Origin of the sequence: Streptomyces sp. NBC_01298, assembly GCF_035978755.1 — a bacterium.
Taxonomy (GTDB): Bacteria; Actinomycetota; Actinomycetes; order Streptomycetales; family Streptomycetaceae; genus Streptomyces.
Window position 1 is genome coordinate 4,492,993 of record NZ_CP108414.1, and the last position, 20,493, is coordinate 4,513,485.

Annotated in this window: 23 protein-coding genes; 10 read left to right on the forward strand and 13 right to left on the reverse strand. The window is 71.6% G+C overall.

The features are described 5' to 3' along the window. Positions 1–201: 201 nt before the first annotated feature. The 3 genes from OG730_RS20305 to OG730_RS20315 form a co-directional block, all read right to left on the reverse strand. Positions 202–1,200, reverse strand: a complete 999-nt coding sequence (locus OG730_RS20305) for a pirin family protein (protein WP_327305562.1) — start codon at positions 1,198–1,200, stop codon at positions 202–204. Between the two features lie 120 nt (positions 1,201–1,320). Then, positions 1,321–1,485, reverse strand: a complete 165-nt coding sequence (locus OG730_RS20310; RefSeq protein ID WP_327305563.1) for a hypothetical protein — start codon at positions 1,483–1,485, stop codon at positions 1,321–1,323. A gap of 83 nt (positions 1,486–1,568) precedes the next feature. Next, on the reverse strand, positions 1,569–1,931 hold the full coding sequence (locus OG730_RS20315; RefSeq protein ID WP_327305564.1) for a hypothetical protein: 363 nt from the start codon (positions 1,929–1,931) through the stop codon (positions 1,569–1,571). Positions 1,932–2,139: 208 nt separating this feature from the next. Between OG730_RS20315 and OG730_RS20320 the strand changes: the two genes are divergently transcribed. Continuing rightward, positions 2,140–2,565 carry a hypothetical protein gene (locus OG730_RS20320; protein WP_327305565.1) on the forward strand — a complete coding sequence of 142 codons (426 nt, stop codon included), beginning with the start codon at positions 2,140–2,142 and terminating at the stop codon, positions 2,563–2,565. Between the two features lie 18 nt (positions 2,566–2,583). On the opposite strand, the gene OG730_RS20325 is transcribed toward OG730_RS20320, so the two are convergent. From OG730_RS20325 to OG730_RS20335, 3 genes are all read right to left on the reverse strand, one after another. Then, positions 2,584–3,543 (reverse strand): ArsR/SmtB family transcription factor, encoded by a 960-nt coding sequence (locus OG730_RS20325; protein ID WP_327305566.1) that lies wholly within the window; start codon positions 3,541–3,543, stop codon positions 2,584–2,586. Positions 3,544–3,565: 22 nt separating this feature from the next. Continuing rightward, on the reverse strand, positions 3,566–4,030 hold the full coding sequence (locus OG730_RS20330) for an SseB family protein (protein WP_327305567.1): 465 nt from the start codon (positions 4,028–4,030) through the stop codon (positions 3,566–3,568). A 129-nt stretch (positions 4,031–4,159) separates the two neighbouring features. Beyond that, entirely contained in the window at positions 4,160–5,080 is a 921-nt protein-coding gene (locus tag OG730_RS20335) for a helix-turn-helix domain-containing protein (protein ID WP_327305568.1), read from the reverse strand. Between the two features lie 113 nt (positions 5,081–5,193). On the opposite strand from OG730_RS20335, the gene OG730_RS20340 reads away from it, so the two are divergent. The 5 genes from OG730_RS20340 to OG730_RS20360 all read left to right on the forward strand — a co-directional run bounded on the left by OG730_RS20340 (position 5,194) and on the right by OG730_RS20360 (position 10,026). Beyond that, complete coding sequence (locus OG730_RS20340; protein WP_327305569.1) at positions 5,194–5,403, forward strand: hypothetical protein; 210 nt, start codon at positions 5,194–5,196, stop codon at positions 5,401–5,403. Then, positions 5,400–5,807, forward strand: coding sequence for an ATP-binding protein (locus OG730_RS20345; protein ID WP_327305570.1), 408 nt, complete (start codon positions 5,400–5,402; stop codon positions 5,805–5,807). The genes OG730_RS20340 and OG730_RS20345 overlap by 4 nt, the downstream gene beginning before the upstream one ends. Before the next feature lie 67 nt (positions 5,808–5,874). Further along, entirely contained in the window at positions 5,875–7,701 is a 1,827-nt protein-coding gene (locus OG730_RS20350) for an acyl-CoA dehydrogenase (RefSeq protein WP_327309346.1), read from the forward strand. Positions 7,702–7,884: 183 nt separating this feature from the next. Next, positions 7,885–8,628, forward strand: coding sequence for a hypothetical protein (locus OG730_RS20355; protein ID WP_327305571.1), 744 nt, complete (start codon positions 7,885–7,887; stop codon positions 8,626–8,628). Positions 8,629–8,727: 99 nt separating this feature from the next. Then, complete coding sequence (locus OG730_RS20360; RefSeq protein ID WP_327305572.1) at positions 8,728–10,026, forward strand: M18 family aminopeptidase; 1,299 nt, start codon at positions 8,728–8,730, stop codon at positions 10,024–10,026. Positions 10,027–10,118: 92 nt separating this feature from the next. On the opposite strand, the gene OG730_RS20365 is transcribed toward OG730_RS20360, so the two are convergent. The 3 genes from OG730_RS20365 to OG730_RS20375 all read right to left on the reverse strand — a co-directional run bounded on the left by OG730_RS20365 (position 10,119) and on the right by OG730_RS20375 (position 13,481). After that, a complete protein-coding gene (locus OG730_RS20365; RefSeq protein WP_327305573.1) occupies positions 10,119–11,948 on the reverse strand; it encodes an NHL domain-containing thioredoxin family protein in 1,830 nt (609 codons plus the stop codon). A 94-nt stretch (positions 11,949–12,042) separates the two neighbouring features. Then, positions 12,043–12,933: a hypothetical protein gene (locus OG730_RS20370; RefSeq protein WP_327305574.1), complete on the reverse strand. Its 891-nt coding sequence runs from the start codon at positions 12,931–12,933 to the stop codon at positions 12,043–12,045. Beyond that, positions 12,930–13,481: a SigE family RNA polymerase sigma factor gene (locus OG730_RS20375; RefSeq protein WP_327309347.1), complete on the reverse strand. Its 552-nt coding sequence runs from the start codon at positions 13,479–13,481 to the stop codon at positions 12,930–12,932. Before OG730_RS20375 ends, OG730_RS20370 begins: the two co-directional genes overlap by 4 nt. Before the next feature lie 273 nt (positions 13,482–13,754). On the opposite strand from OG730_RS20375, the gene OG730_RS20380 reads away from it, so the two are divergent. After that, entirely contained in the window at positions 13,755–14,216 is a 462-nt protein-coding gene (locus OG730_RS20380; protein WP_327305575.1) for an SCO4225 family membrane protein, read from the forward strand. A 29-nt stretch (positions 14,217–14,245) separates the two neighbouring features. On the opposite strand, the gene OG730_RS20385 is transcribed toward OG730_RS20380, so the two are convergent. Next, positions 14,246–15,046, reverse strand: coding sequence for an ATP-grasp domain-containing protein (locus tag OG730_RS20385; protein ID WP_327305576.1), 801 nt, complete (start codon positions 15,044–15,046; stop codon positions 14,246–14,248). Positions 15,047–15,078: 32 nt separating this feature from the next. Here OG730_RS20385 and OG730_RS20390 point away from each other — a divergent pair, with 32 nt between their 5' ends. Then, positions 15,079–15,588, forward strand: a complete 510-nt coding sequence (locus OG730_RS20390) for an LURP-one-related/scramblase family protein (protein WP_327305577.1) — start codon at positions 15,079–15,081, stop codon at positions 15,586–15,588. A gap of 33 nt (positions 15,589–15,621) precedes the next feature. On the opposite strand, the gene OG730_RS20395 is transcribed toward OG730_RS20390, so the two are convergent. Continuing rightward, positions 15,622–16,401: a carbon-nitrogen family hydrolase gene (locus tag OG730_RS20395; RefSeq protein ID WP_327305578.1), complete on the reverse strand. Its 780-nt coding sequence runs from the start codon at positions 16,399–16,401 to the stop codon at positions 15,622–15,624. 172 nt (positions 16,402–16,573) lie between these two features. Here OG730_RS20395 and OG730_RS20400 point away from each other — a divergent pair, with 172 nt between their 5' ends. Together OG730_RS20400 and OG730_RS20405 are read left to right on the forward strand one after the other, a co-directional pair. Then, positions 16,574–17,404 (forward strand): maleylpyruvate isomerase family mycothiol-dependent enzyme, encoded by an 831-nt coding sequence (locus tag OG730_RS20400; protein ID WP_327305579.1) that lies wholly within the window; start codon positions 16,574–16,576, stop codon positions 17,402–17,404. Positions 17,405–17,464: 60 nt separating this feature from the next. Further along, positions 17,465–18,097 (forward strand): helix-turn-helix domain-containing protein, encoded by a 633-nt coding sequence (locus tag OG730_RS20405; protein ID WP_327305580.1) that lies wholly within the window; start codon positions 17,465–17,467, stop codon positions 18,095–18,097. Between the two features lie 136 nt (positions 18,098–18,233). On the opposite strand, the gene OG730_RS20410 is transcribed toward OG730_RS20405, so the two are convergent. After that, positions 18,234–19,745 (reverse strand): MFS transporter, encoded by a 1,512-nt coding sequence (locus OG730_RS20410; RefSeq protein WP_327305581.1) that lies wholly within the window; start codon positions 19,743–19,745, stop codon positions 18,234–18,236. Further along, positions 19,742–20,401 carry a GntR family transcriptional regulator gene (locus tag OG730_RS20415; RefSeq protein WP_327305582.1) on the reverse strand — a complete coding sequence of 220 codons (660 nt, stop codon included), beginning with the start codon at positions 20,399–20,401 and terminating at the stop codon, positions 19,742–19,744. Before OG730_RS20415 ends, OG730_RS20410 begins: the two co-directional genes overlap by 4 nt. Between the last annotated feature and the right edge of the window lie 92 nt (positions 20,402–20,493).

A 20,493-nucleotide genomic window follows, 5' to 3' on the forward strand; every position in this document is an offset into this window, starting at 1 on the left:
TAAGTCGTAGGGACGGGTACGTCCACCGTCCCACCGGGCATGGACAGTCGACTTCCGGCCGTGATCCACTTCGGCTGTTTTCCGGTGATCCCGACGATTTCGACGATCAATTCAGCTCATCGGGACGGCACGTGAATGCGTCTCAGGCGACACGGCGAAGCCCCGGCCGGTGGCCGGGGCTTCGCCGTACGAGAGCCGGGGTCAGTCCTCCGCAACCTCGCCCGTGCCGCGGTGGCCGAGGCCGGTGCGCTCCGTGGTGGGGATGCGGCCCAGCCGGCCGGCCTGGAAGTCGTCGAACGCCTGCTGCAGCTCGTGCTTGCTGTTCATCACGAACGGCCCGTAGTGCGCCATCGGCTCCCGGATCGGCCGTCCGCCGAGCAGGACGATCTCCAGCCCGGGGGCGTTGGAGTCCTGGCCCTCGTCCGCGCGCAGGGTCAGCGAGCCGCCCTCGCCGAAGACGGCGGTCTGCCCGGTCTGGATGGGCCGCCGGTCCTCGCCGACCGAGCCGCGCCCGGCCAGTACGTACGCCAGGGCGTTGAAGTCCTCGCGCCACGGGAGGGTGATCTGCGCGCCGGGTGCGACCGTTGCGTGGATCATCGTGATCGGGGTGTGGGTGATGCCGGGGCCCTGGTGGCCGTCCAGCTCACCGGCGATGACGCGGAGCAGGGCGCCGCCGTCCGGGGTGGAGAGCAGCTGGACCTGGCCGCCGCCGATGTCCTGGTAGCGCGGGGGCATCATCTTGTCGGAGGCGGGGAGGTTCACCCACAGCTGGAGGCCGTGGAAGAGCCCGCCGGACACCACGAGCGACTCCGGCGGAGCCTCGATGTGGAGCAGGCCGCTGCCGGCCGTCATCCACTGGGTGTCGCCGCCGTTGATGACTCCGCCGCCGCCGTTGCTGTCCTGGTGGACGAAGGTTCCGTCGATCAGGTAGGTGACGGTCTCGAAGCCGCGGTGGGGGTGCCAGGGGGTGCCCTTGGGCTCGCCCGGCGCGTACTCCACCTCGCCCATCTGGTCCATCATGATGAACGGGTCGAGGTACTGGTAGTTGATCCCGGCGAACGCACGGCGCACCGGGAATCCCTCGCCTTCGAAGCCACCCGGGGCGGTCGTGACGGCCAGCACCTTGCGGGCGGTCGTCTCCTGGGCCGGCTCCCCGACGCGCGGGAGCGTCAACGGGTTCTCCACAGTCACTGCAGGCATGGTCGGAACCTCCTTCTGGCGTCGAGTTTAGTTGAAACCCGAACTTTCTGCCACCCGACAGAACAGAAGGAGCCCCGGGGGAATTCCCCCGGGGCCCGTTGCTCAGTGTGCGCCGGTCGCTCAGCCGCTGCAGGACGGAGCGGGGTAGCGGCACAGCTGCGCCGTGGCGGCCTGGGCCGGAGCCGCGGCGAGGACGCCCACGCCCACCGCCAGGGCCACCGTGGCCAGGACCGCACCCGCCTTCGCGCGGAGCGCCTTGCGGGTGGTGGAAGTCGTACGGGTCATCGCTGTCTCCTCAGGTCGAGATCCGGATCGGAATCGAGCGGGGCCGTGGGGGACCCCCCGTGCGTCCCCCGCAGCCGCAGGGCCTACGGCTGGATCGAGACCGAGTTGAACGGGGTCATGTCGATCACCAGCGACTGTCCCGGCCACAACGCGTAGTCACAGTCGGTGCCGTTGGCGGCCCGGCACAGCCAGATCTTCCAACCGTCGGTCTGGCTGTTCGTGACCCGGTAACTGCCGTTGTAGAAGTAGATCTTGTAGACGCCCTTGTTCTGCCACGCGTTGCGGACCACGTCGTACTGGCTGGTGCCCCAGTGGATGCAGGCGAAGTAGGTCGGGCAGGTGGTCGCGGCCTGCGCAGGCGATGCCGCCAAGACCCCCGTACCCAGCGCCATCACCCCCGTGGCCGCCACTGCCGCGAGCTTCGTACGTAAGGACGTACGTGCCATCACAGTCCCCCTGTCAGTAGGAGCGGGTTTCCCCCGCAGCACTGATATTCGGGACTCCCGGCCGCCGCCGCGATCCTTTCGGGTACCGCCGAAACCTGCGCTCAGCCGTCATTCCCCGGGACAACCGGAGGCCCCGGACGAGCGTCCTCATGATCGACATCGTTGATGCGTACGGACCTCCGCACGCCGCAGGACAGGAGATCGATCGGTGACCATCTCGACGGACGGGGCCGACGGCGCGGAGCCGGCCACCGAGCCCGCGAACCCGCGGGCCGTGCTCGCCGCACTCGGCTGGTCCGGCGCCGTCACGGCCGTGGTCGTGGCCGTCGGGTACGCCACCTACCGGTGGCCGGCCACCGGTCTCCCGCTGGAGCCGCTCCCCGGCTCGCCGTGGGCCTACCTCGCCACCTGGGGCGCCCTCTGCCTGGCCCTGTGCATGCTGCTGCGCTGGTCGACGGGGTTCGAGGGCGTGGAGGGCGGTTCCCAGGCCATCGGAGCCCTGGCCTTCGCGGGCGTCCGGACCTCCCTGGCCCACCGCCCCGACCTCGCGCTCCTGTGGGCGTACGGCGGCCTCGCCATCGCGCTGGCCGCGGGGGCGGCGGCCTTCTGGCGGCTCCGCCACCACCGCTCCTGAGACACGTCGCCGAAGCGCTCAGCCGCCGCTGTGGAGGAGGTCCACGCCCAGGGCCGTCGCCGAGTGCAGGACGGCCTTGCCGTCGCGGGCCGTGGTGATCAGGCCCGCCGCGCGCAGGGTGCGGGTGTGCTCCGAGACCGACGGGAGGCTGATGTCGAGGTCGCGGGCCAGCTCGGAGGTGGTCCGCTGCTGGACCAGCAGCTGGAGCACCGCCGCCCGGGTCCGCCCCAGCAGCGCGTCCAGCGCGCCGTCCGCCCGGTCCGGGGACACCAGGGGGAGGGGGGTCAGCGCCGGGTAGAGGAGTACGTACGTCCCGTCCGGGGTGTCGTCCAGCAGCGGGCGGCCCGTCCAGAACGGCGAGGGCATCAGGACCAGCCCGCGCCCGCCGAGCCGGACCTCGTAGTCCGGCGGCCGGCCCACCTCGAAGACCAGGCCCGACCAGTCCGCCGCCGGGTGCGTGCTCGCCAGGCAGGCCTTGATCCCGTGGGCCGCCAGCAGCCGGGTCCGCCAGGCCACGTCCGCCTGGAAGGACTGCCGGATGCGCGGCCACTGCGGGGCGATCAGCACGTCGTACGCGGACCGGATCGCGGAGTCGAGCTGCTGCCAGGCCTCCCGGTCCTGCCCCCACAGGGCCCGCAGCCAGGACGGGGACCCGGGCGCGCGGGTGGCGGCGCGGGCCAGCCCCTCGGGCGTGAGGAAGGGGACCCGGTCCCGGATGACGCTGAGGCCCTCCTCCAGGCTGCGCGCGTACGGCTCCACGAAGTGGGGGTTGTCGCCGTCGGGGCGCAGGAGGTCGAACAGCGGCCGCACCCGCCCGGGCAGCTCCCGCGCGGCGAGGCTGCGCCAACGGCCGAAAACCGCCTGCTGGTCCGTGCGCTGCGATGCGACGAGCGCGAGGGCCAGCTCCACCAGGGGCAGCGGCTCGCTCGCGAAGGTGACGTTGAGCAGGTCCTCGGCCTCGAAGTGCACGCGCAGCATGTCAGCCCCCCGGCCTCGGCCTTTAGCCGTACATGCGGCGCATGGCGAAGTCGACCATCTGCTCGACCGCCTTCGCGTCGAAGACCATCCGGTGGTCGCCCTCCATGTCGAGGACGAAGCCGTAGCCGGTGGGCAGCAGGTCGATCACCTCGGCGCCGGTGATCACGAAGTACTTGGACTCCTTGCCGGCATAGCGGCGGAGCTCCTTGAGCGTGGTGAACATCGGGATGACCGGCTGCTGGGTGTTGTGCAGCGCGAGGAAGCCTGGGGTGTCGCCGCGCGGGCAGTAGACCTTCGAGGAGGCGAAGATCTGCTGGAAGTCCTCGGCGGACAGCGACCCGGTCGTGAAGGCGCGTACCGCGTCCGCGAGGGAGGGCGGCGAGGGCTCGGGGTACAGCGGCGGCTGTTGCTGCTGCGCGTAGCCCTGCTGGGGCTGGGCGTAGCCGCCCTGCTGCCCCGCGCTCACGTTCTGGTCATAGCCGTACATGGCCCGAAGCCTACCGAGGCGATGACCCGGCGGGACGACGAGTTCCGGTCAGTGGACCGAAGTGGGCCTCTCGCCCGGCGAGGGGAGGGCCCGGCCTCGGCCTTGCAGCGCGGAAGGGAGCGATTCCGGTCAGCCCACCGCCCGCCTGGACTCTGTGCCCCACGGGGGCGGTGCTGTAGCGAGGTGGCCGCGCTCAAGGCGCCGTGCGTGGTTGCCACTTCCATAATCCTCGGCTGCGGCTTCGATCATCTTCAGGGACGCCTCGGGCGGTAGCGCGAACGCCCGGAGGCGGTCGTACGCCTTCTGGTACTGCACCACAACGCCTGGGTCGTCGATCATCTGGCCGCTGTACGTGCTCTCCATGTACACGACCGGCGGAGCATCGCTGAAGCTCATGAAATGGGTCGACCCCATCATGAAAGGGTGCGCACCGGCATTGCACGGCAGGATCTGCGGAATGTAGCGGCGCCGTCGGGCCACAGCAGCCACGTGGGCCAGCTGCTCGGCCATCGCCTCGTCCCCACCGATCGGCTGCCGAAGGAGCGATTCGTGGATGACGACCCAGGACGCGGGCCCATCGGCATCCTCATAGACCCACGCTCGGTCACGCCGCGCGGCAACCAGCCGGGCGGTTCGCTCCTCGCCTGCCAGCGGTTCGGCAGCCCGGATGAGCTCCCTGATGTACGGCTCCAGCTGCAAGGGCCCCGGGAGGACCATGGGGCTCCACTCCGCGACTTCCTCCGCACGCGACTCCAGCTCCAGGGCTTCCGCAAAGTACGGCGCCACTGCATCGCTCCGTGCCTTCCGCACGTCCTCGCAGCGGCGCGTGAAGAACCCGTCCGTGCCCAGGATCCGGTCGAGGTGTTGGGCCAGGTCCAACGGGATCCGTCGGTTGCCCCGCTCGATCTCGCTCAAGTAGCTGACCCCGTAGTAGCTGCCCGCGACGGCCTGTCGGAGGGTGAGCCCCGCCGCCTCGCGCCGCCAGCGCAACTCAGCACCGTAGAAAGCCGGCACGCTCGCCGAGCCGTCAATGTCCTTGCTCTTACCCACCGTCAGAGCCTGCTTTCCACACTTCGCGCTGTGGACTCGAAACGCTTCCCAAGCTACGCCGGACCGCGCCAGCCTGTGAGCAGTTCGTCACTCCCCGCTGCGAAGGAATCCGCATGAGCGACCACCCCCACGACCACGAGGCCTCCATCGCCCTGGACAACCTCCGCTCCGCCCTCGCCGGACACGGCATCGTGCTCCCCTCCCTCGACCTCCACCTCCTCTCCTACGCCGGGCGGTACACGAGCCCACCCCTCATCGCCCTCGGCAACTGCAACCCGGCCACCGCCCAGCGCCTCGCCGAAGCACTGGCGGGCACGCCATGAGCAGCGACCTCACGCTCCGGCTCCTGGTCACCCCCGGTGCCGTCCCCCTGGCCCGCCACGCGGTGCGGGAGCACCTGGGGAGCCACACCGCGGAGCTCTGCGTCAGCGAGCTGCTGACCAACGCCCTCACCCACCTGGGCGAAGGCACGCCCGTCACGCTGCGGGTCACCGGAAGGGCAGCCCGTACGCGGGTGGAGCTCACCGACCCCGACCCGCGCGCATGGCCCGTACTGCGGGAGGCCCTGGACGACGCGGAATCCGGCCGGGGCCTAGCCCTGCTCGACGCGCTCGCGCTGCGATGGGGTGTCGTCCAGGGGCCCGGGAGCAAGACCGTCTGGTGCGAGCTCGAACTTGACCCTGGTCACAGTCGCCACGGAAGGGTTGCTCTTATTACCGGTGGGTAGCATCATTACGTTACCGATTGGTATGCACGAGGAACCACTCTCACCGAGCCTTAACGGAGCCGTCGCCATGGGGCACTACAAGTCGAATCTCCGCGACATCGAGTTCAACCTCTTCGAGGTACTCGGCCGCGACAACGTGTACGGCACTGGCCCGTTCGGTGAGATGGACACCGAGACCGCCAAGACGATCCTCAGCGAGATCGCCAAGCTCTCCGAGAACGAGCTGGCCGCCTCCTTCGAGGACGCCGACCGCAACCCGCCGGTCTTCGACCCGACGACGAACACCGCGCCCGTCCCGGCGTCCTTCAAGAAGAGCTACAAGGCCTTCATGGACTCCGAGTACTGGCGCCTGGGCCTGCCCGAGGAGATCGGCGGCACCACCTCGCCCCGCTCCCTGATCTGGGCCTTCGCCGAGACGATCCTGGGCGCGAACCCGGCCGTGTGGATGTACTCCTCCGGCCCGGCGTTCGCCGGCGTCCTCTTCGAAGAGGGCAACGAGGTCCAGAAGAAGATCGCCGCGCTCGCGGTCGAGAAGCGCTGGGGCTCCACCATGGTCCTCACCGAGCCGGACGCCGGCTCGGACGTCGGCGCGGGCCGCACGAAGGCGGTCCAGCAGGACGACGGCTCCTGGCACATCGAGGGCGTGAAGCGCTTCATCACCTCGGGCGAGCACGACATGGAGGAGAACATCCTCCACTACGTCCTCGCGCGCCCCGAGGGCCACGGCGCCGGCACGAAGGGCCTGTCCCTCTTCCTGGTCCCGAAGTTCCACTTCGACTGGGAGACCGGCGAGCTGGGCGAGCGCAACGGCGTCTACGCGACGAACGTCGAGCACAAGATGGGCCTCAAGGCCTCCAACACGTGCGAGATGACCTTCGGCGACCAGCACCCCGCCAAGGGCTGGCTGATCGGTGACAAGCACGACGGCATCCGCCAGATGTTCATGATCATCGAGTTCGCCCGGATGATGGTCGGCACGAAGGCCATCGCCACCCTGTCGACGGGCTACCTGAACGCCCTGGAGTACGCCAAGGAGCGCGTGCAGGGTCCCGACCTGGCCAACTTCATGGACAAGACGGCCCCCAAGGTCACCATCACGCACCACCCCGACGTGCGCCGCTCGCTCATGACGCAGAAGGCGTACGCCGAGGGCATGCGCGCCCTGGTGCTGTACACCGCCTCCGTCCAGGACGAGATCCAGGTCAAGCAGGCCGCCGGCGAGGACACCGCGTCCCTGGTGGGCCTCAACGACCTGCTGCTGCCGATCGTGAAGGGCTACGGCTCCGAGAAGTCCTACGAGCAGCTCGCGCAGTCGCTCCAGACCTTCGGCGGCTCGGGCTACCTGCAGGAATACCCGATCGAGCAGTACATCCGCGACGCCAAGATCGACACCCTCTACGAGGGCACCACGGCGATCCAGGGCCAGGACTTCTTCTTCCGGAAGATCGTCCGCGACCAGGGCGCCGCCCTGAACGTCCTCACCGAGACGATCAAGAAGTTCCTGGCCGAGGGCGACGGCGGCGAGGAGCTGGCCCCGGCCCGCGACGCGCTCGCCAAGGCGGCCGTCGACCTGGAGGCCATCGTCGGCCAGATGGTCGTCGACCTCACCGCCACCGGCGAGGACGTCAAGAACATCTACAAGGTCGGCCAGAACACCACCCGCCTGCTGATGGCCTCCGGTGACGTGGTCGTCGGCTACCTGCTCCTCAAGGGCGCGGCCGTGGCCGCCGAGAAGCTGCCGGCCGCCTCCGCCAAGGACGTGCCGTTCTACACCGGCAAGATCGCGGCGGCGAAGTTCTTCGCCGGCGAGGTCCTCCCGGGCGTCGCGGTGGCCCGCGCGCTCGCCGAGGCCGTCGACAACACCCTGATGGAGCTCGACGAGGCCGCCTTCTAGGCCCGTAGCCCCCATCCCACAGCTGTACGCGGTGTACGTACGCGCAGACGGCCGGGTCCTCCGCACGGGGGCCCGGCCGTCGGCGTGCGCGGGGGCCGGCCCGACGCCCCCGCCGGGGGCCCCGTACCGCCTGTGGGCTGCGGGGTTCCCGGGATGTCCGTGGTTCGTGGGACGCTCGTGGGTATGAGTCCACAGGAGCAGCAGCGCGGCAGCAGGGGGTACTCGGTCCCGACCGGGCGCCCCTATGCCCTCAAGGAGCTGCAGTCCGCCGTGGGCAGCCTCGGAGACCACCTGAAGGAGCTCTACGACGGCGCCCACCCCACCGAGTACGAATCGGTGGCCGACGCCCTCTACACCGCCTTCCAGACCGCCGCCGGGCTCGCCCCCGCCAAGAGCTACACCGGCTGCCCGGAGCACCCCAACGGCGCGCTGGACCCGGAGGCGCCCGACGGCTGGGGGCGCTGCTTGATCTGCAACGACCGGCGCCGCCTCGGACTGCGCGCCCAGGGCGCCCGCGCGGCGGCCGCCGCCACCCCGCCCGCCGGGGAGCAGCGGCGGCTCGGCTATCCCGTGCCCGAGCCCCCGTACACGCTCCAGGCGCTCCAGACCCGGCTGCGCACGGTCGAGGAGCGGCGCTTCCACCTGAGCCTGTCCTCGCCCCCCGAGGACTTCGTCGCGATGGCCGACGACCTGCACCGCGCCTTCATCGTGGCGCGCGAGCTGTCGCGCCCGCGCAACGCCTCCGGATGCTCCGAGCACCCCGGGGCACCCATCGATCCCGACGCTCCTCCCGGTGAGGCCTGTATCTTCTGCGCCGGACGCAAGAGACGCGCGCAGCGCTCCGCGCAGACCCCGGAGATGCTCCCGCGCATCCGCCGGGGCGAGCGCAGACAGTTGCAGCGCCGCTTCGACCGTCCGCCGGGCTGACCCAGCTCCGGGGCCCGGGCAACACCCCCGCGGCTCCTTCCTCCGGCCATCCGCCGCAGTCCGGCCATGACGAACACGACCGTCGTTAAGGTGACCCACATGAGCTCTCCCGCCGCCGCCCGCTTCGACCGCGGCCACACCGACGACCTGATGACCTTCCTGGCGGCGAGTCCGTCGCAGTACCACGCCGTGGCCAACGCGGCCGAGCGGCTGGAGAAGGCCGGATTCAGGCAGTTGGCCGAGACCGACGCGTGGGACGCGAGCACGGGAGGCAAGTTCGTACTCCGCGGGGGCGCGATCATCGCCTGGTACGTGCCCGAAGGCGCGGCCGCGCACACCCCGTTCAGGATCATCGGCGCGCACACCGACTCCCCCAACCTCCGGGTCAAGCCGCTGCCCGACACCGGCGCCCAGGGCTGGCGGCAGATCGCCGTGGAGATCTACGGCGGCACCCTGCTCAACACCTGGCTCGACCGCGACCTGGGCCTGGCCGGCCGCCTCACCCTGCTCGACGGCACCGAACGGCTCGTCAACATCGACCGTGCGCTGATGCGCGTGCCCCAACTCGCCGTGCACCTCGACCGGTCGGTGAACTCCGACGGCCTCAAGCTGGACAAGCAGCGGCACATGCAGCCGATCTGGGGCCTCGGCGACGTCCACGAGGGCGACCTGATCGCCTTCCTGGAGGACGAGGAAGAGCTGGACCGCGGCTCCGTCGCCGGCTGGGACCTGATGGTCCATTCGATCGAGCCCCCGGCCTACCTGGGCCGCGACCGCGAGCTCCTCGCGGGCCCCCGCATGGACAACCTCCTGTCGGTCCACGCGGCCGTCGCCGCCCTCGTCGCCGCCTCCACGGCCGACACGCTCACGCACATCCCCGTCCTGGCCGCCTTCGACCACGAGGAGAACGGCTCGCAGTCGGACACCGGCGCGGACGGGCCCCTGCTGGGCAACGTGCTGGAACGTTCGGTCTTCTCGCGCGGCGGCTCCTACGAGGACCGCGCGCGGGCCTTCGCCGGCGCCATCTGCCTCTCCTCGGACACCGGCCACGCCGTGCACCCCAACTACGCGGAGCGGCACGACCCCACGCACCACCCGCGCGCCAACGGCGGCCCGATCCTGAAGGTCAACGTCAACCAGCGCTACGCCACCGACGGCAGCGGCCGCGCGGTGTTCGTGAGCGCCTGCGAACGCGCCGGCGTCCCGTGGCAGACCTTCGTCTCCAACAACTCGATGCCGTGCGGCACGACGATCGGCCCGATCACCGCCGCCCGCCACGGCATCCAGACGGTCGACATCGGCGTGGCCATCCTCTCGATGCACAGCGCCCGCGAGCTGTGCGGCGCGGACGACCCGTACCTCCTGGCCAACGTGATGCTGGCGTTCCTGGAGAACTGAGCCCGCGTCATCGTGCGGTCGTGAGCGTGCCCGTGCCCGCCGGGGATCTCCCCGGCGGGCACGGTCGGTTCCGGGCACGGTCGGTTCCGGGGTCAGTCGTCCATGCCCGCCAGCACCAGCGGCAGTCGGGTCGCGCCGCCGGCGGTGATGTTCAGCGGCACGCCCCAGTCCTGCTGGTGGACGTGGCAGGCCGGGTACTCGTTCTCCGGGTCGTCGTCGCAGGACGCGGCCATCGCGGAGACGTGCAGGACGCCCTCGGTCAGGGCCGGGTTCAGCGCCAGCTCCCGGAACAGGTCGGTCCCGGCGCCGTCGCCCGCCGTCAGCAGCTCGGGCGGGGTCGAGGAGACCAGCAACCGGGTCGAGGGCCCGTAGCGGGTGTCGAGCTTCTGGCCGCTCGGGGCCCGGAAGACGATGTCGAGCCGGAGCGTGCCGGGGGCCACCTCGGTGGCGGCCCGCCGGGTCCGGTGGGCGACCGCGTCGACCCGTACGGCCTCCTCGGGGAGGCGCAGCCGGGTCAGCCGGTGCCGGGCGGACTCCACGACCACGATGTCGTCCCCGACCAGCACGGCGTCGCTGGGCTCGCGCAGGTCGGTGGCCAGGGTGGTGACCTGCCCGGTGGACGGGTCGAAGCGCCGCAGGGCGTGGTTGTACGTGTCGCACACCGCGACCGACCCGTCGGGCAGCGCGGTGACGCCGAGCGGGTGCTGGAGCAGCGCCTGGGCGGCGTCGCCGTCGCGGTGCCCGAAGTCGAAGAGGCCGGACCCGACGGCGGTGCGGATGGCGTAGCCGCCCTCGCCCGCCTCGACGTACCTCAGTGAGCTGGTCTCGGAGTCGGCGATCCACAGCCGGTCCTCCGTGGCCGCGAGCCCGGACGGCTGCGCGAACCAGGCCTCGGCGGCCGGACCGTCGTGCAGCCCCTCGTTGGTCGTCCCGGCGGCGACGGCCACGGTGTCGCTCTCGGGGTCCCAGGTCCACAGCTGGTGCACGCCCGCCATGGCGATCCACACCTTGCCCTGCCACCAGGCCACGTCCCACGGCGAAGACAGGTTGACTTCGAGGGCCGGCCCCGAGGTCGGGGACCCCTGCCACCACTGCCGCCCGGTCCCGGCGACGGTCTCCACGGCCCCGGTCTCGGGGTCGAACCGCCGCAGCGCGTGATTGACGGTGTCGGCGACGACCACGGACCCGTCGGGCAGCAGCGCCAGCCCCTGGGGCTCGCTGAAGGCATCCGGCCCCAAGCCGCGCTCCCCGCCACCCACACGCCGTACGACGCTCTCCCCGTCGGGAGCCAGCTCCACCAGCTGGTGCCGGGTCGTGTCGGAGACGAGCAGGTTCCCGGACGGCAGCACGAGCGCCTTCCCGGGGAACCGCAGGTCCCCCGCCACCGGCTCGGGCGCCACGTACGGCCCGTCCCCGCGCCGCAGCGTCCCCTTGGCCTCGTGCTCGGCCTCCAGCTCCTCCACGAGCTTCGCGATGGCGTGCGCGTGCCCCTCCCCGGCGTGCTGCGCGACGACGTACCCCTCGGGGTCGATCACCACGAGCGTGGGCCAGGCGCGGACGGCGTACTGCTTCCAGGTCGCGAGCTCCGGATCATCGAGCACGGGGTGGTGCACCCCGTACCGCTCGACGGCGTCGACGACGGCGGAGTGCTCGGCCTCGTGCACGAACTTCGGCGAGTGCACGCCGACGATCACGACGGTGTCGCGGTGCTTCTCCTCCAGCTCGCGCAACTCGTCGAGCACGTGGAGGCAGTTCACGCAGCAGAAGGTCCAAAAATCCAAGATCAACGTGCGACCTCGAAAGTCGGCGAGCCTGAGGTCCTTGCCGCCGGTGTTGATCCACCCCCCTGTGCCGATCAGCTCGGGGGCGCGGACACGGGTACGGCGGGGCGCGGGGGTGGGCGCCGGGGCAGCATCGTTCATCCTTCAAGCTTGCCATCCGCCTGTGAACCCAGGATCACGCCCGTACGAAGCGCCTGCTCAGGGCATGCGCGTCACCGTGCGGGCACGGTCCGGGTCAGCCGCCGCAGGAGCGGGTGATCTTCTCGTTCTCGTCGATCTCGATCGGGAAGGCGAAGGTGCCGCCGAGGTTCACCGTCCATCCGTGGGTGACGGTGCCGGACGAGGGGTTGCCGGCGAGCCAGAAGGGGGGCGTGGTGAAGGAGCAGGTGCCGGCGGTCGGACCCTGGGCCCCGGCCGATCGGAGCTGCGGGGCCACGAACCGCTTCCCGAGGGTCTCCAGGGCCGTGGAGTCACCGGCCTTGGTGGCCGCCACCAGTCCGCCGTAGAACCCGGACACCGTCGGGTCGCCGCCCTTGCCGCCTCCGGCGTTCGTCGTGCAGGTCGCGTCCACCACCTTCCCCGTGGTCACGTCGAAGGTGAGGGAAGGGCTCCGGTCGAGCGGTTCGGTCCCCCGGTACAGCAGCATCTGACCCGCCATCAGCACGCCGTCGACCGCCTCGCCGCAGGTCACGCCGAGCGAGTCGGTGCCCCAGATCCGCCGGTACGTGGGCTCGTTGGCGAAGAGCGCCGCCACCTCGGCCGGATCCACCTGGGAGCGGGTGGCCGGGTTCTGGTAGCGCAGGGCGGTGAGGAACAGGGTGTTCGTCGCCCGGGCCGGGTCGACCGGGGGCTGCGTGATGGGCGGGGTGGGGGCGGGAGGCATGTCGGGACTCGGCGCGGTCGCCGCCGGTGCCGGCCCCGAGGTGTGGTCCCGGCCCTCCTGCACGACGAAGCCGGCGCCCAGGGCCACGATCACCGCCGCGGCCGCCGCACCCGTCCGCAGGCGGCGCCGGCGCCGCCGCACCCGCCCGATGAGACCGTCCACGTCGTAGCCGCGGGGCGGTTCCGTGGCCGCGCGGTCGAGCATGGCCGCGGCCAGCTCCTCCTCCAGGTCGAAGTCCTTCATGCCGCCCCTTCCGAACCCGCGTGCAGTGGCTGTGTACCGACGGTCGACCGGAGCTTCGACAGGCCCCGGGCCACCTGGGACCGGACCGTGCCGGCCGAGATGTTCATCAAGCGGCCGATCTCCGCGTCGTCGAGGTCCTCGAAGTACCGCAGCACCAGCACGGTGCGCATGCCGACCGGCAGGGACTGCAGTCCGCGCATCAGCTCGTCGCGGGCCGCGAGCCCTTTGTACGGGTCTACGGCGTGCCCGCCTCCGACGCCCCCGGTGTCGTCGACGCCCCCGATGCCCTCGTCCAGGGGGACCTCGGCACGGCCGCGCAGCTTGCGCCAGCGGTCGTTCGCGAGGTTCACCAGGATCCGGCGGGCGTAGGCCTCCGGAGCGTCGGCGGAGCGGACCTTGCGCCAGTGCCGGCACACCTGCTCCAGCGTGGACTGCACCAGGTCGTCGGCCACGTGCCGCTCTCCGGTGATCAGCAGGGCGGTCCTGAACAGTGCCGAGGACCGTGCCTGTACGAAGGCCGTGAAGGCGGGAACATCAGCGGTTCGCATGGCCACCCGGCCCGTACCTCTTGGACATCCGCGCCCCTTCCGAAGCCCCCTTGGCTCCCCCGACGTACCTGACGGAGCCCGCCGCCCGGCTGCTGCACGCACCCCCCGACCGTGACCCAAGCGTTACCTCCCGGGCCCCTGTGCTGCGCATTGCACGGCTCTGACCAGGTACGCAAGGCGGTGCGGGATGAGTAGGCGTACTCAGGTGGCGGGGCCCGGCAGCTTCGAGACTGGCAACAGGTCGAACGAAGCGGAACGGGAACGGGGAACGTCATGATGCGACGCTGGTCGAAGGCTGAGCTGTGGGTGCCCGGTGCGTACCTGGCGGTGGTGGTCGCGATGCTGGTCTACGTCGTGGTCGGCAGCCGGACCGGGGACATCGGGTTCTTCGGGGTCTGGCCGGTCCTGGCCACAGCGCCGACCAGCCTCATCCTGCTGAGCGCCGTCGGACCCGCCGCCGACGCCCTGGACGGGTCGGCCCCCGTCACGGGGCCCACGTACAGCGGCTCGGAGCCGCCGCCCGAGCCGCCGCAGACGGAGTTCATGCCGGAGCCCGGCCCGCCCCCCTCGGACTGGGTGGCACCCGACACGTCCGTCGACACCTCGCTCGACGCGTGGTTCGAATTCGGCTTCCTCGGCGCGGTCCTGTTCTGCGCCCTGGTCAACGCCACGGCGATCTGGGCCCTGCTCCGCCACGTGGCCCGGCGCCGCGCCACGAGGACCGCGCTCGCCTAGGTCGCGCCCTTCGGATCACGCCCCTCGGATCACGCCCCGAAGCTGTGGAGGGAGGCGACCAGGGCGGTGACGAAGGCGTCCTGGACCTCGGGCGGGAGGAGGTCCAGGGAGAGGTACGGGTTGAGGTCCTCCAGCTCCACCAGGAGGAGGTCGCCCGAGGGGGCGCGGCAGGCGTCCACGCGCTGGATGCCGTGGGTGAGGGTGTTCCACGCGATGAAGGTGCGGGCGAAGGCCAGGTCCGCCGGGGTGGGGTCGTAGGGGACCAGTTCCCAGCGGCGGGCCGGGTCGGGGGCGTAGAGGGCGTACTGGAAGGTGTCGTCGACGAAGTAGAAGGAGACTTCGTAGGCGAAGTCGATGCGCGGCTGGATCAGGAACTCCCCCGGGGCGCAGTCCGGGTGCGGGGTGAAGGTCAGGCCTATCGAGTCCGCGCCCTGCTTCGGCTTCACCGCGTAGGAGGGGGATGCGGGGAGGAGGGCGAGGTCCGCCGGGTCGTCGATCGTGGGGATGACCGGGTGGCCCGAGGCGGTCAGGTCGACCAGGTACTGCTTGCCCGCCATGTCGCCCCGGCCCGTCAGCGGGTTGTAGACCCGGGTGCCGGCGGCGAGGGCGGCCGCGCGGAAGGAGTCGTAGGCCTCCTGGTGGTGGAGGACCGGGCCGCTGTTGCGGACGACGACCGTGTCGAAGGCCGGGAGGAGGGCCTCCGCGTCCAGGGGGTGGCACAGGGCCAGGGGGAAGTGCTCGCGCAGGCGTGCGGTGAGGAAGACGTCCTCGTCGCCGTAGCGGCGGCCGCGCGCCGGGTAGGCCAGGTCGGTCACGTAGAGGAGTGGCATGACCGGAACCTATCGCGGGCAGCGATGAGGGCGTGAAATACCTGGTACGGGACAAAATGCTGGCCATCGGGGACGACTACTGGATCGAGGACGAGGACGGCCGGCACGCCTTCCTCGTCGACGGGAAGGCCCTGCGGTTCCGGGACACCCTGGAGCTGAAGGACCCCGACGGGCGGCTCCTGATCACGCTGCGGGAGAAGCTCTTCGCCCTGCGCGACGCGATGACGCTGGAGCGCGACGAGCGGCGGCTCGCGGTGATCCGCAAGAAGCGGTTCTCGCTGCTGCGCAACCACTACCTGGTCACGCTCAACGAGGGCACCGAGCTCGATGTCAGCGGGCGGATCCTGGACCGGGAGTTCAAGGTCGAGTACGAGGGGGAGCTGCTCGCGCTGATCTCCCGCCAGTGGTACCGGATCCGCGAGACGTACGCCGTCGACGTGGTCCGCGAGGACGCCGACGCCTCGCTGCTGATCGCCGTCGCGGTGTGCGTGATCCGGATGGCGGAGAAGGAGCGGGAGGGCCCGGGCGGCGATGACGACTAGGGCCTGTCGTCGGCGCCGGGCCCCCCTGCGGGCTCAGCGGCCCAGGCGGCGGTCCTTCAGGGCCGGGAACTGTTCGCGGGTCTCGGCGACCTTCTTCGGGTCGAGGTCCACCGTGAGGACCTCCTCCCCCGGGCCCGCCTCCGCGAGGACCTCGCCCCACGGGTCCACGACCAGGCTGTGTCCGGCCTGCTCCACGCCCCCGTTGGTACCGGCCGTCCCGCACGCGAGGACGTACGACTGGTCCTCGACGGCGCGCGCCCGGTTCAGCAGGGTCCAGTGGCCCCGGCGGCGCGCCGGCCAGCCCGCCGAGACGACCAGCGTGGTGGCCCCCGCGTCGACCAGGCCGCGGAACAGCTCCGGGAAGCGCAGGTCGTAGCAGGTGGCGAGGCCGAGGGTCTGCTCCGGCAGGTCCACCGTGGTCAGGGACTCGCCCGCGGACATCAGGACGGCCTCGCCCTGGTCGAAGCCGAAGCGGTGGATCTTGCGGTACGTGGCGGCGAGCTCGCCCGTCGGGGAGAGGACGAGCGCGGTGTTGTAGAGCGAGCCGTCACCCGCGCGCTCCACGAAGGAGCCGGCGTGCAGCCAGACCCCGGCGTCGCGGGCGGCCGCGGCCATGGCCCCGTAGGTCGGACCGTCCAGCGGCTCGGCCTCTGTCTCGAACTGCTCGTAGGCGAAGGCGCCCACGGTCCACAGTTCGGGCAGGACGACGAGGTCCGAACCGGACTGTTCGCGCACGAGGTCGGCGACCCGGGAGCGGCGGGAAACCACCGACTCCCCCTCATTCACCGCGATTTGGATCAGGGAAGCGCGCACAGTACCACCGTCCTGGCTTTCAAGCCGTCAACTCGGGCCTACGATCGTCACACGAAAGCACTGCCGGGGTGCTCACCGGCAGCGTAGTTTTGAAGCCATTGCACAAGCTTCCAGAACGCCGCCAATGCGCCAACGCGCCAACAGGCCAATGAACAGCACGCGAGGGGTCCCGTTGACCGTCCATCCGCATCCCAGCCTTCAGCCCTATGCCGACGCGTGGACCCACTCCATCGAGGCGATATCCGAGCTGGTCCTTCCGTTGACGGAAGGCGAGTGGAGCCGGGCGACGCCCTGCCCGAACTGGTCCGTGCGCGATGTCGTGTCCCACGTCATCGGCATCGAGTGCGAGCAGCTGGGCGACCCGCGGCCGATCCACACCCTGCCCCGGGACCTGCGGCACGTGGTCGACGAGTTCACCCGGTACATGGAAGTGCAGGTCGACGTGCGGCGCCACCACACCGCGCCCGAGATGACCTCCGAGCTGGAGTACACGATCATCCGCCGCTCCCGGCAGCTGCGGAACGAGAAGCGGGATCCGGACACGATGATCCGCGGCCCGCTGGGCGAGCCGGCGACGCTGGAGCACTCGCTGCGGCTGCGCGCGTTCGACGTGTGGATGCACGAGCAGGACCTGCGGGCGGCCCTGGGGGCACCGGGGAACTGGGACTCGCCGGGTGCCTACGTGGCCAGGGACGTGCTGCTGTCCGGGCTGCCGAAGGTGGTCGCGAAGAAGGCGGGCGCGCCCGCGAACTCGGCCGTCGTCATCGACGTGCACGGGGCGCTGGAGTTCATGCGGACCGTACGGGTCGACGCGGAAGGCCGCGGCACCATCGACAAGGCCCCCTCGCTGGGGCCCGCGGTGACGCTGACCCTGGACTGGGAGACGTACGTGCGCCTGGCGGGCGGCCGGGTGCGTGCGCACACCGTCGCCGACCGGGTGAAGGTGGAGGGCGACCCGGCGCTGGCCGAGGCGATCCTGACCCACTTCTCCGTGACCCCGTAGGTCCGGGGCCGGGCCGGGTCGGGGCTGGTTCCTGTGTCGTCCATGTCGTCCATGTCGTCCATGTCGTCCCCTGAGATCCCTGCCGACCGGGGCATGGGGGCGATCCTCGCGCGGTACCTGCACTCCCTGGACGTGCACGGCGAGGAGTGCGCGCCGGCCGAGCTGGAGCAGTTGCGCTCCATCGCCCGCGACCTGACCGGTGCCTGCCTCGCCGGGGGCGGGGGCGGGGGCGGGCGTGGACCCAGCGCCGAGGAAGAGCCGTCCGAGGAACGCCGTACCCGGGCGCTGCTGGCCCGGATCGACGCGTTCATCGGGCACAACCTCGGCGATCCCGAGCTGAGCCCTTCCGTGGTCGCAGCCCGGCACGGCCTCTCGCTGCGCAGGCTCCAGCTCCTCTTCCGGGAGCGCGGGGAGGGCGTGGCGGCCGCGATCCGCCGGCGCCGGCTGGAGCGCTGCCGCGAGGACCTCACCGACCCCGAACGGCTCGCCGTCCCCGTCCACACCGTGGCCCTGCGCTGGGGATTCACCAACGCCTCGGTGTTCAGCCGGCTGTTCCGCGAGACGTACGGAGCCGGTCCCCGCGCGCTGCGCCGCGCGGCGGTGCGATCCGCCCCACCGGCCGCCAAACCCGCTGCGCGCATTGTCAACAGTCCCTGCGCGCACGGCACACTCGGCCGCGCGGGGCCCTCGTAGGCTCGGCAAGCGTTGGCCGGAACCCGACTCCGCGGAGTGGACGGACGGACGGGTGGGAAAGGACGGGGGTCTGTCCCGCCCGGGCCCGTCCCCCGCGGTACGGGGGCCTACGCGGATGCCGGGCCGGCACCGGACCTCACCGGGCCGGCCCCGGGTCGGCAGGGGTGCCGACGGGGGTGCCGACGGGGGTGCCGGCCCCGGAGGCGGCCGCGGCGGTGGTCGCCGGCACCGGGGCCGGCGGCAGCGGCGCCGACGGTGAGCCGAGGACCACGGGCGCGAGCGGGGTGACCGAAGCGAGCGGAGCCGCCCGCTCGCGTTCGCGGGCCAGGGCGCGGCCGCGCAGGCGCAGGATCTGGGCGATGCCCAGGAGTTCCAGGACGAAGACCGACGAGAACGCGATGCGGTAGTTGTCCCCGGTGGCGTCGAGCAGCAGGCCCACCACCAGCAGGGTCGTCATGGAGGCGATGAAACCGCCCATGTTGGTGATTCCGGAGGCGGTGCCCTGACGGTCCGCCGGGTTGGCGGGGCGGGCGAAGTCGAAGCCGATCATCGAGGCCGGCCCGCACGTGCCCAGCACCAGGCAGAGCGCGATCAGCAGCCACATCGGGGCGTGGTCCCCGGGGTAGACCAGGACCGAGCCCCAGAGCAGGGCGGTCAGGGCCACCGTGCCCAGGGCCAGCGGGATCCGGGAGGACTGGCGGCGGCCGACGACCTGGCCGTAGACCAGCCCGAGCGCCATGTTCGAGGCGACCACCAGTGTCAGCAGTCCGCCCGCGGTGGTGCGCGAGAGCCCCTGGGCCTCGACCAGGAAGGGCATGCCCCACAGCAGCAGGAACACCATCGCCGGGAACTGCGTCGTGAAGTGCACCCACAGGCCGAGCTTGGTGCCGGGCTCCTTCCAGGAGTCGGCGATCTGACGCCGTACGAAGCCCCCCGCGCCGGAGCTTCCCGCGCCGGCGGCCGGCCGCGGCGCGGGCTCGTGCCCTTCCGGGTGGTCGCGCAGGAACAGCACCAGCGGGACCAGGACGACCAGCCCCGCCACCGCGCTGCCCGCGAACGCCGGCACCCAGCCGACCCCGTGCAGCACGGGGGCCAGGACCAGCGTGGAGATCAGGTTGCCGGCCATCCCGACCAAGCCGGCCAGCTGCGCCATCAGCGGGCCCCGGCGGGCCGGGAACCAGCGGGTGCCGAGCCGCAGGACGGAGATGAAGGTCATGGCGTCCCCGCAGCCCAGCAGGGCGCGGGCCGCCAGGGCCATCCCGTAGGAGGGCGAGAGCGCGAAGCCGACCTGGCCGGCGGTGAAGAGCACGGCGCCGAGGGTGAGCACCTTCTTGGTGCCGAGCTTGTCCACCATCAGGCCGACGGGTATCTGCATGCCCGCGTAGACCAGGAGCTGGAGCAGGGAGAACGTGGACAGCGCCGAGGCGTTCACGTGGAAGCGGTCGGCGGCCTCCAGGCCGGCGACGCCGAGGCTGGTGCGGAAGATGACCGCCACGAAGTAGACGGCGACGCCGATCGACCAGACGAGCACCGCCTTGCGGCCGCCCGGCGGGTCCCTGAAGACGGCGTGGGAGGCGGCGGGGGAAGCGGCGGAGGGCGCGGAGGAGGAGGCAGCGGAGGAGGAGGACGCGGCGGACGCGGAGCTCATCGGGAAGACCCCCGCACCAGTTCCCCGACCCGGCCCACGTGGGCCCGTACCGCCGCGGCGGCCGTGTCGGCGTCGCCCGCGCGCAGGGCGTCGAGGATCTCCCGGTGCTCGGCCAGCGTCCGCTCCACCCGCTCGGGGTGCGCGTGCAGCAGGGCCACGCCCATGCGGAGCTGGCGGTCGCGCAGTTGGTCGTAGAGGCGGCAGAGGATCTGGTTGCCGGCGCTGCGCACGATCTCCGCGTGGAAGGCCCGGTCGGCGGCCATCATCGCCCCGAGCTCGCCCGCGTCGCCGAGCCGGCGCTGCTCCTCGACCAGTTCCGCGAGCCGTTCCAGCAGCCCCGCCGGGGCGGGCACGGCCCGGCGGACGGTGAACTCCTCGACCAGCAGCCGGGTTTCGATCACGTCGGCGATCTCCTGGGCGGAGACCGCGAGGACGAGGGCGCCCTTCTTCGGGTACAGCTTCAGCAGCCCCTCGGTCTCCAGCCGCAGCAGCGCCTCGCGTACCGGTGTGCGCGAGACCCCGACGGCGACCGCGAGCTCGCCCTCGGTCAGCAGCACGCCGCCCTCGTAGCGGCGGTCGAGCACGGCCTGCTTGACGTGTTGGTAGACGCGTTCGGCAGCGGTCAGGGCGGTACCGGCGGTACTGGCGGGTGGCATGCGCACAGCATAGATACAACAGAGGTGCAAGTCGGGGGGTGTCCACTATGTGGACCTCACGGCACCGTCACTATGTGGACCTCACGGCACCG

Coding starts and splice junctions, on each gene's coding strand:
- OG730_RS20405 (WP_327305580.1), top strand. CDS start 17,465: ATGTCGTCCCCTGAGATCCCTGCCGACCGGGGCATGGGGGCGATCCTC.
- OG730_RS20370 (WP_327305574.1), bottom strand. CDS start 12,933: ATGAAGGACTTCGACCTGGAGGAGGAGCTGGCCGCGGCCATGCTCGAC.
- OG730_RS20325 (WP_327305566.1), bottom strand. CDS start 3,543: ATGCTGCGCGTGCACTTCGAGGCCGAGGACCTGCTCAACGTCACCTTC.
- OG730_RS20330 (WP_327305567.1), bottom strand. CDS start 4,030: ATGTACGGCTATGACCAGAACGTGAGCGCGGGGCAGCAGGGCGGCTAC.
- OG730_RS20305 (WP_327305562.1), bottom strand. CDS start 1,200: ATGCCTGCAGTGACTGTGGAGAACCCGTTGACGCTCCCGCGCGTCGGG.
- OG730_RS20340 (WP_327305569.1), top strand. CDS start 5,194: ATGAGCGACCACCCCCACGACCACGAGGCCTCCATCGCCCTGGACAAC.
- OG730_RS20350 (WP_327309346.1), top strand. CDS start 5,875: ATGGGGCACTACAAGTCGAATCTCCGCGACATCGAGTTCAACCTCTTC.
- OG730_RS20380 (WP_327305575.1), top strand. CDS start 13,755: ATGATGCGACGCTGGTCGAAGGCTGAGCTGTGGGTGCCCGGTGCGTAC.
- OG730_RS20375 (WP_327309347.1), bottom strand. CDS start 13,481: ATGCGAACCGCTGATGTTCCCGCCTTCACGGCCTTCGTACAGGCACGG.
- OG730_RS20345 (WP_327305570.1), top strand. CDS start 5,400: ATGAGCAGCGACCTCACGCTCCGGCTCCTGGTCACCCCCGGTGCCGTC.
- OG730_RS20310 (WP_327305563.1), bottom strand. CDS start 1,485: ATGACCCGTACGACTTCCACCACCCGCAAGGCGCTCCGCGCGAAGGCG.
- OG730_RS20385 (WP_327305576.1), bottom strand. CDS start 15,046: ATGCCACTCCTCTACGTGACCGACCTGGCCTACCCGGCGCGCGGCCGC.
- OG730_RS20365 (WP_327305573.1), bottom strand. CDS start 11,948: ATGAACGATGCTGCCCCGGCGCCCACCCCCGCGCCCCGCCGTACCCGT.
- OG730_RS20415 (WP_327305582.1), bottom strand. CDS start 20,401: ATGCCACCCGCCAGTACCGCCGGTACCGCCCTGACCGCTGCCGAACGC.
- OG730_RS20315 (WP_327305564.1), bottom strand. CDS start 1,931: ATGGCACGTACGTCCTTACGTACGAAGCTCGCGGCAGTGGCGGCCACG.
- OG730_RS20360 (WP_327305572.1), top strand. CDS start 8,728: ATGAGCTCTCCCGCCGCCGCCCGCTTCGACCGCGGCCACACCGACGAC.
- OG730_RS20410 (WP_327305581.1), bottom strand. CDS start 19,745: ATGAGCTCCGCGTCCGCCGCGTCCTCCTCCTCCGCTGCCTCCTCCTCC.
- OG730_RS20355 (WP_327305571.1), top strand. CDS start 7,885: ATGAGTCCACAGGAGCAGCAGCGCGGCAGCAGGGGGTACTCGGTCCCG.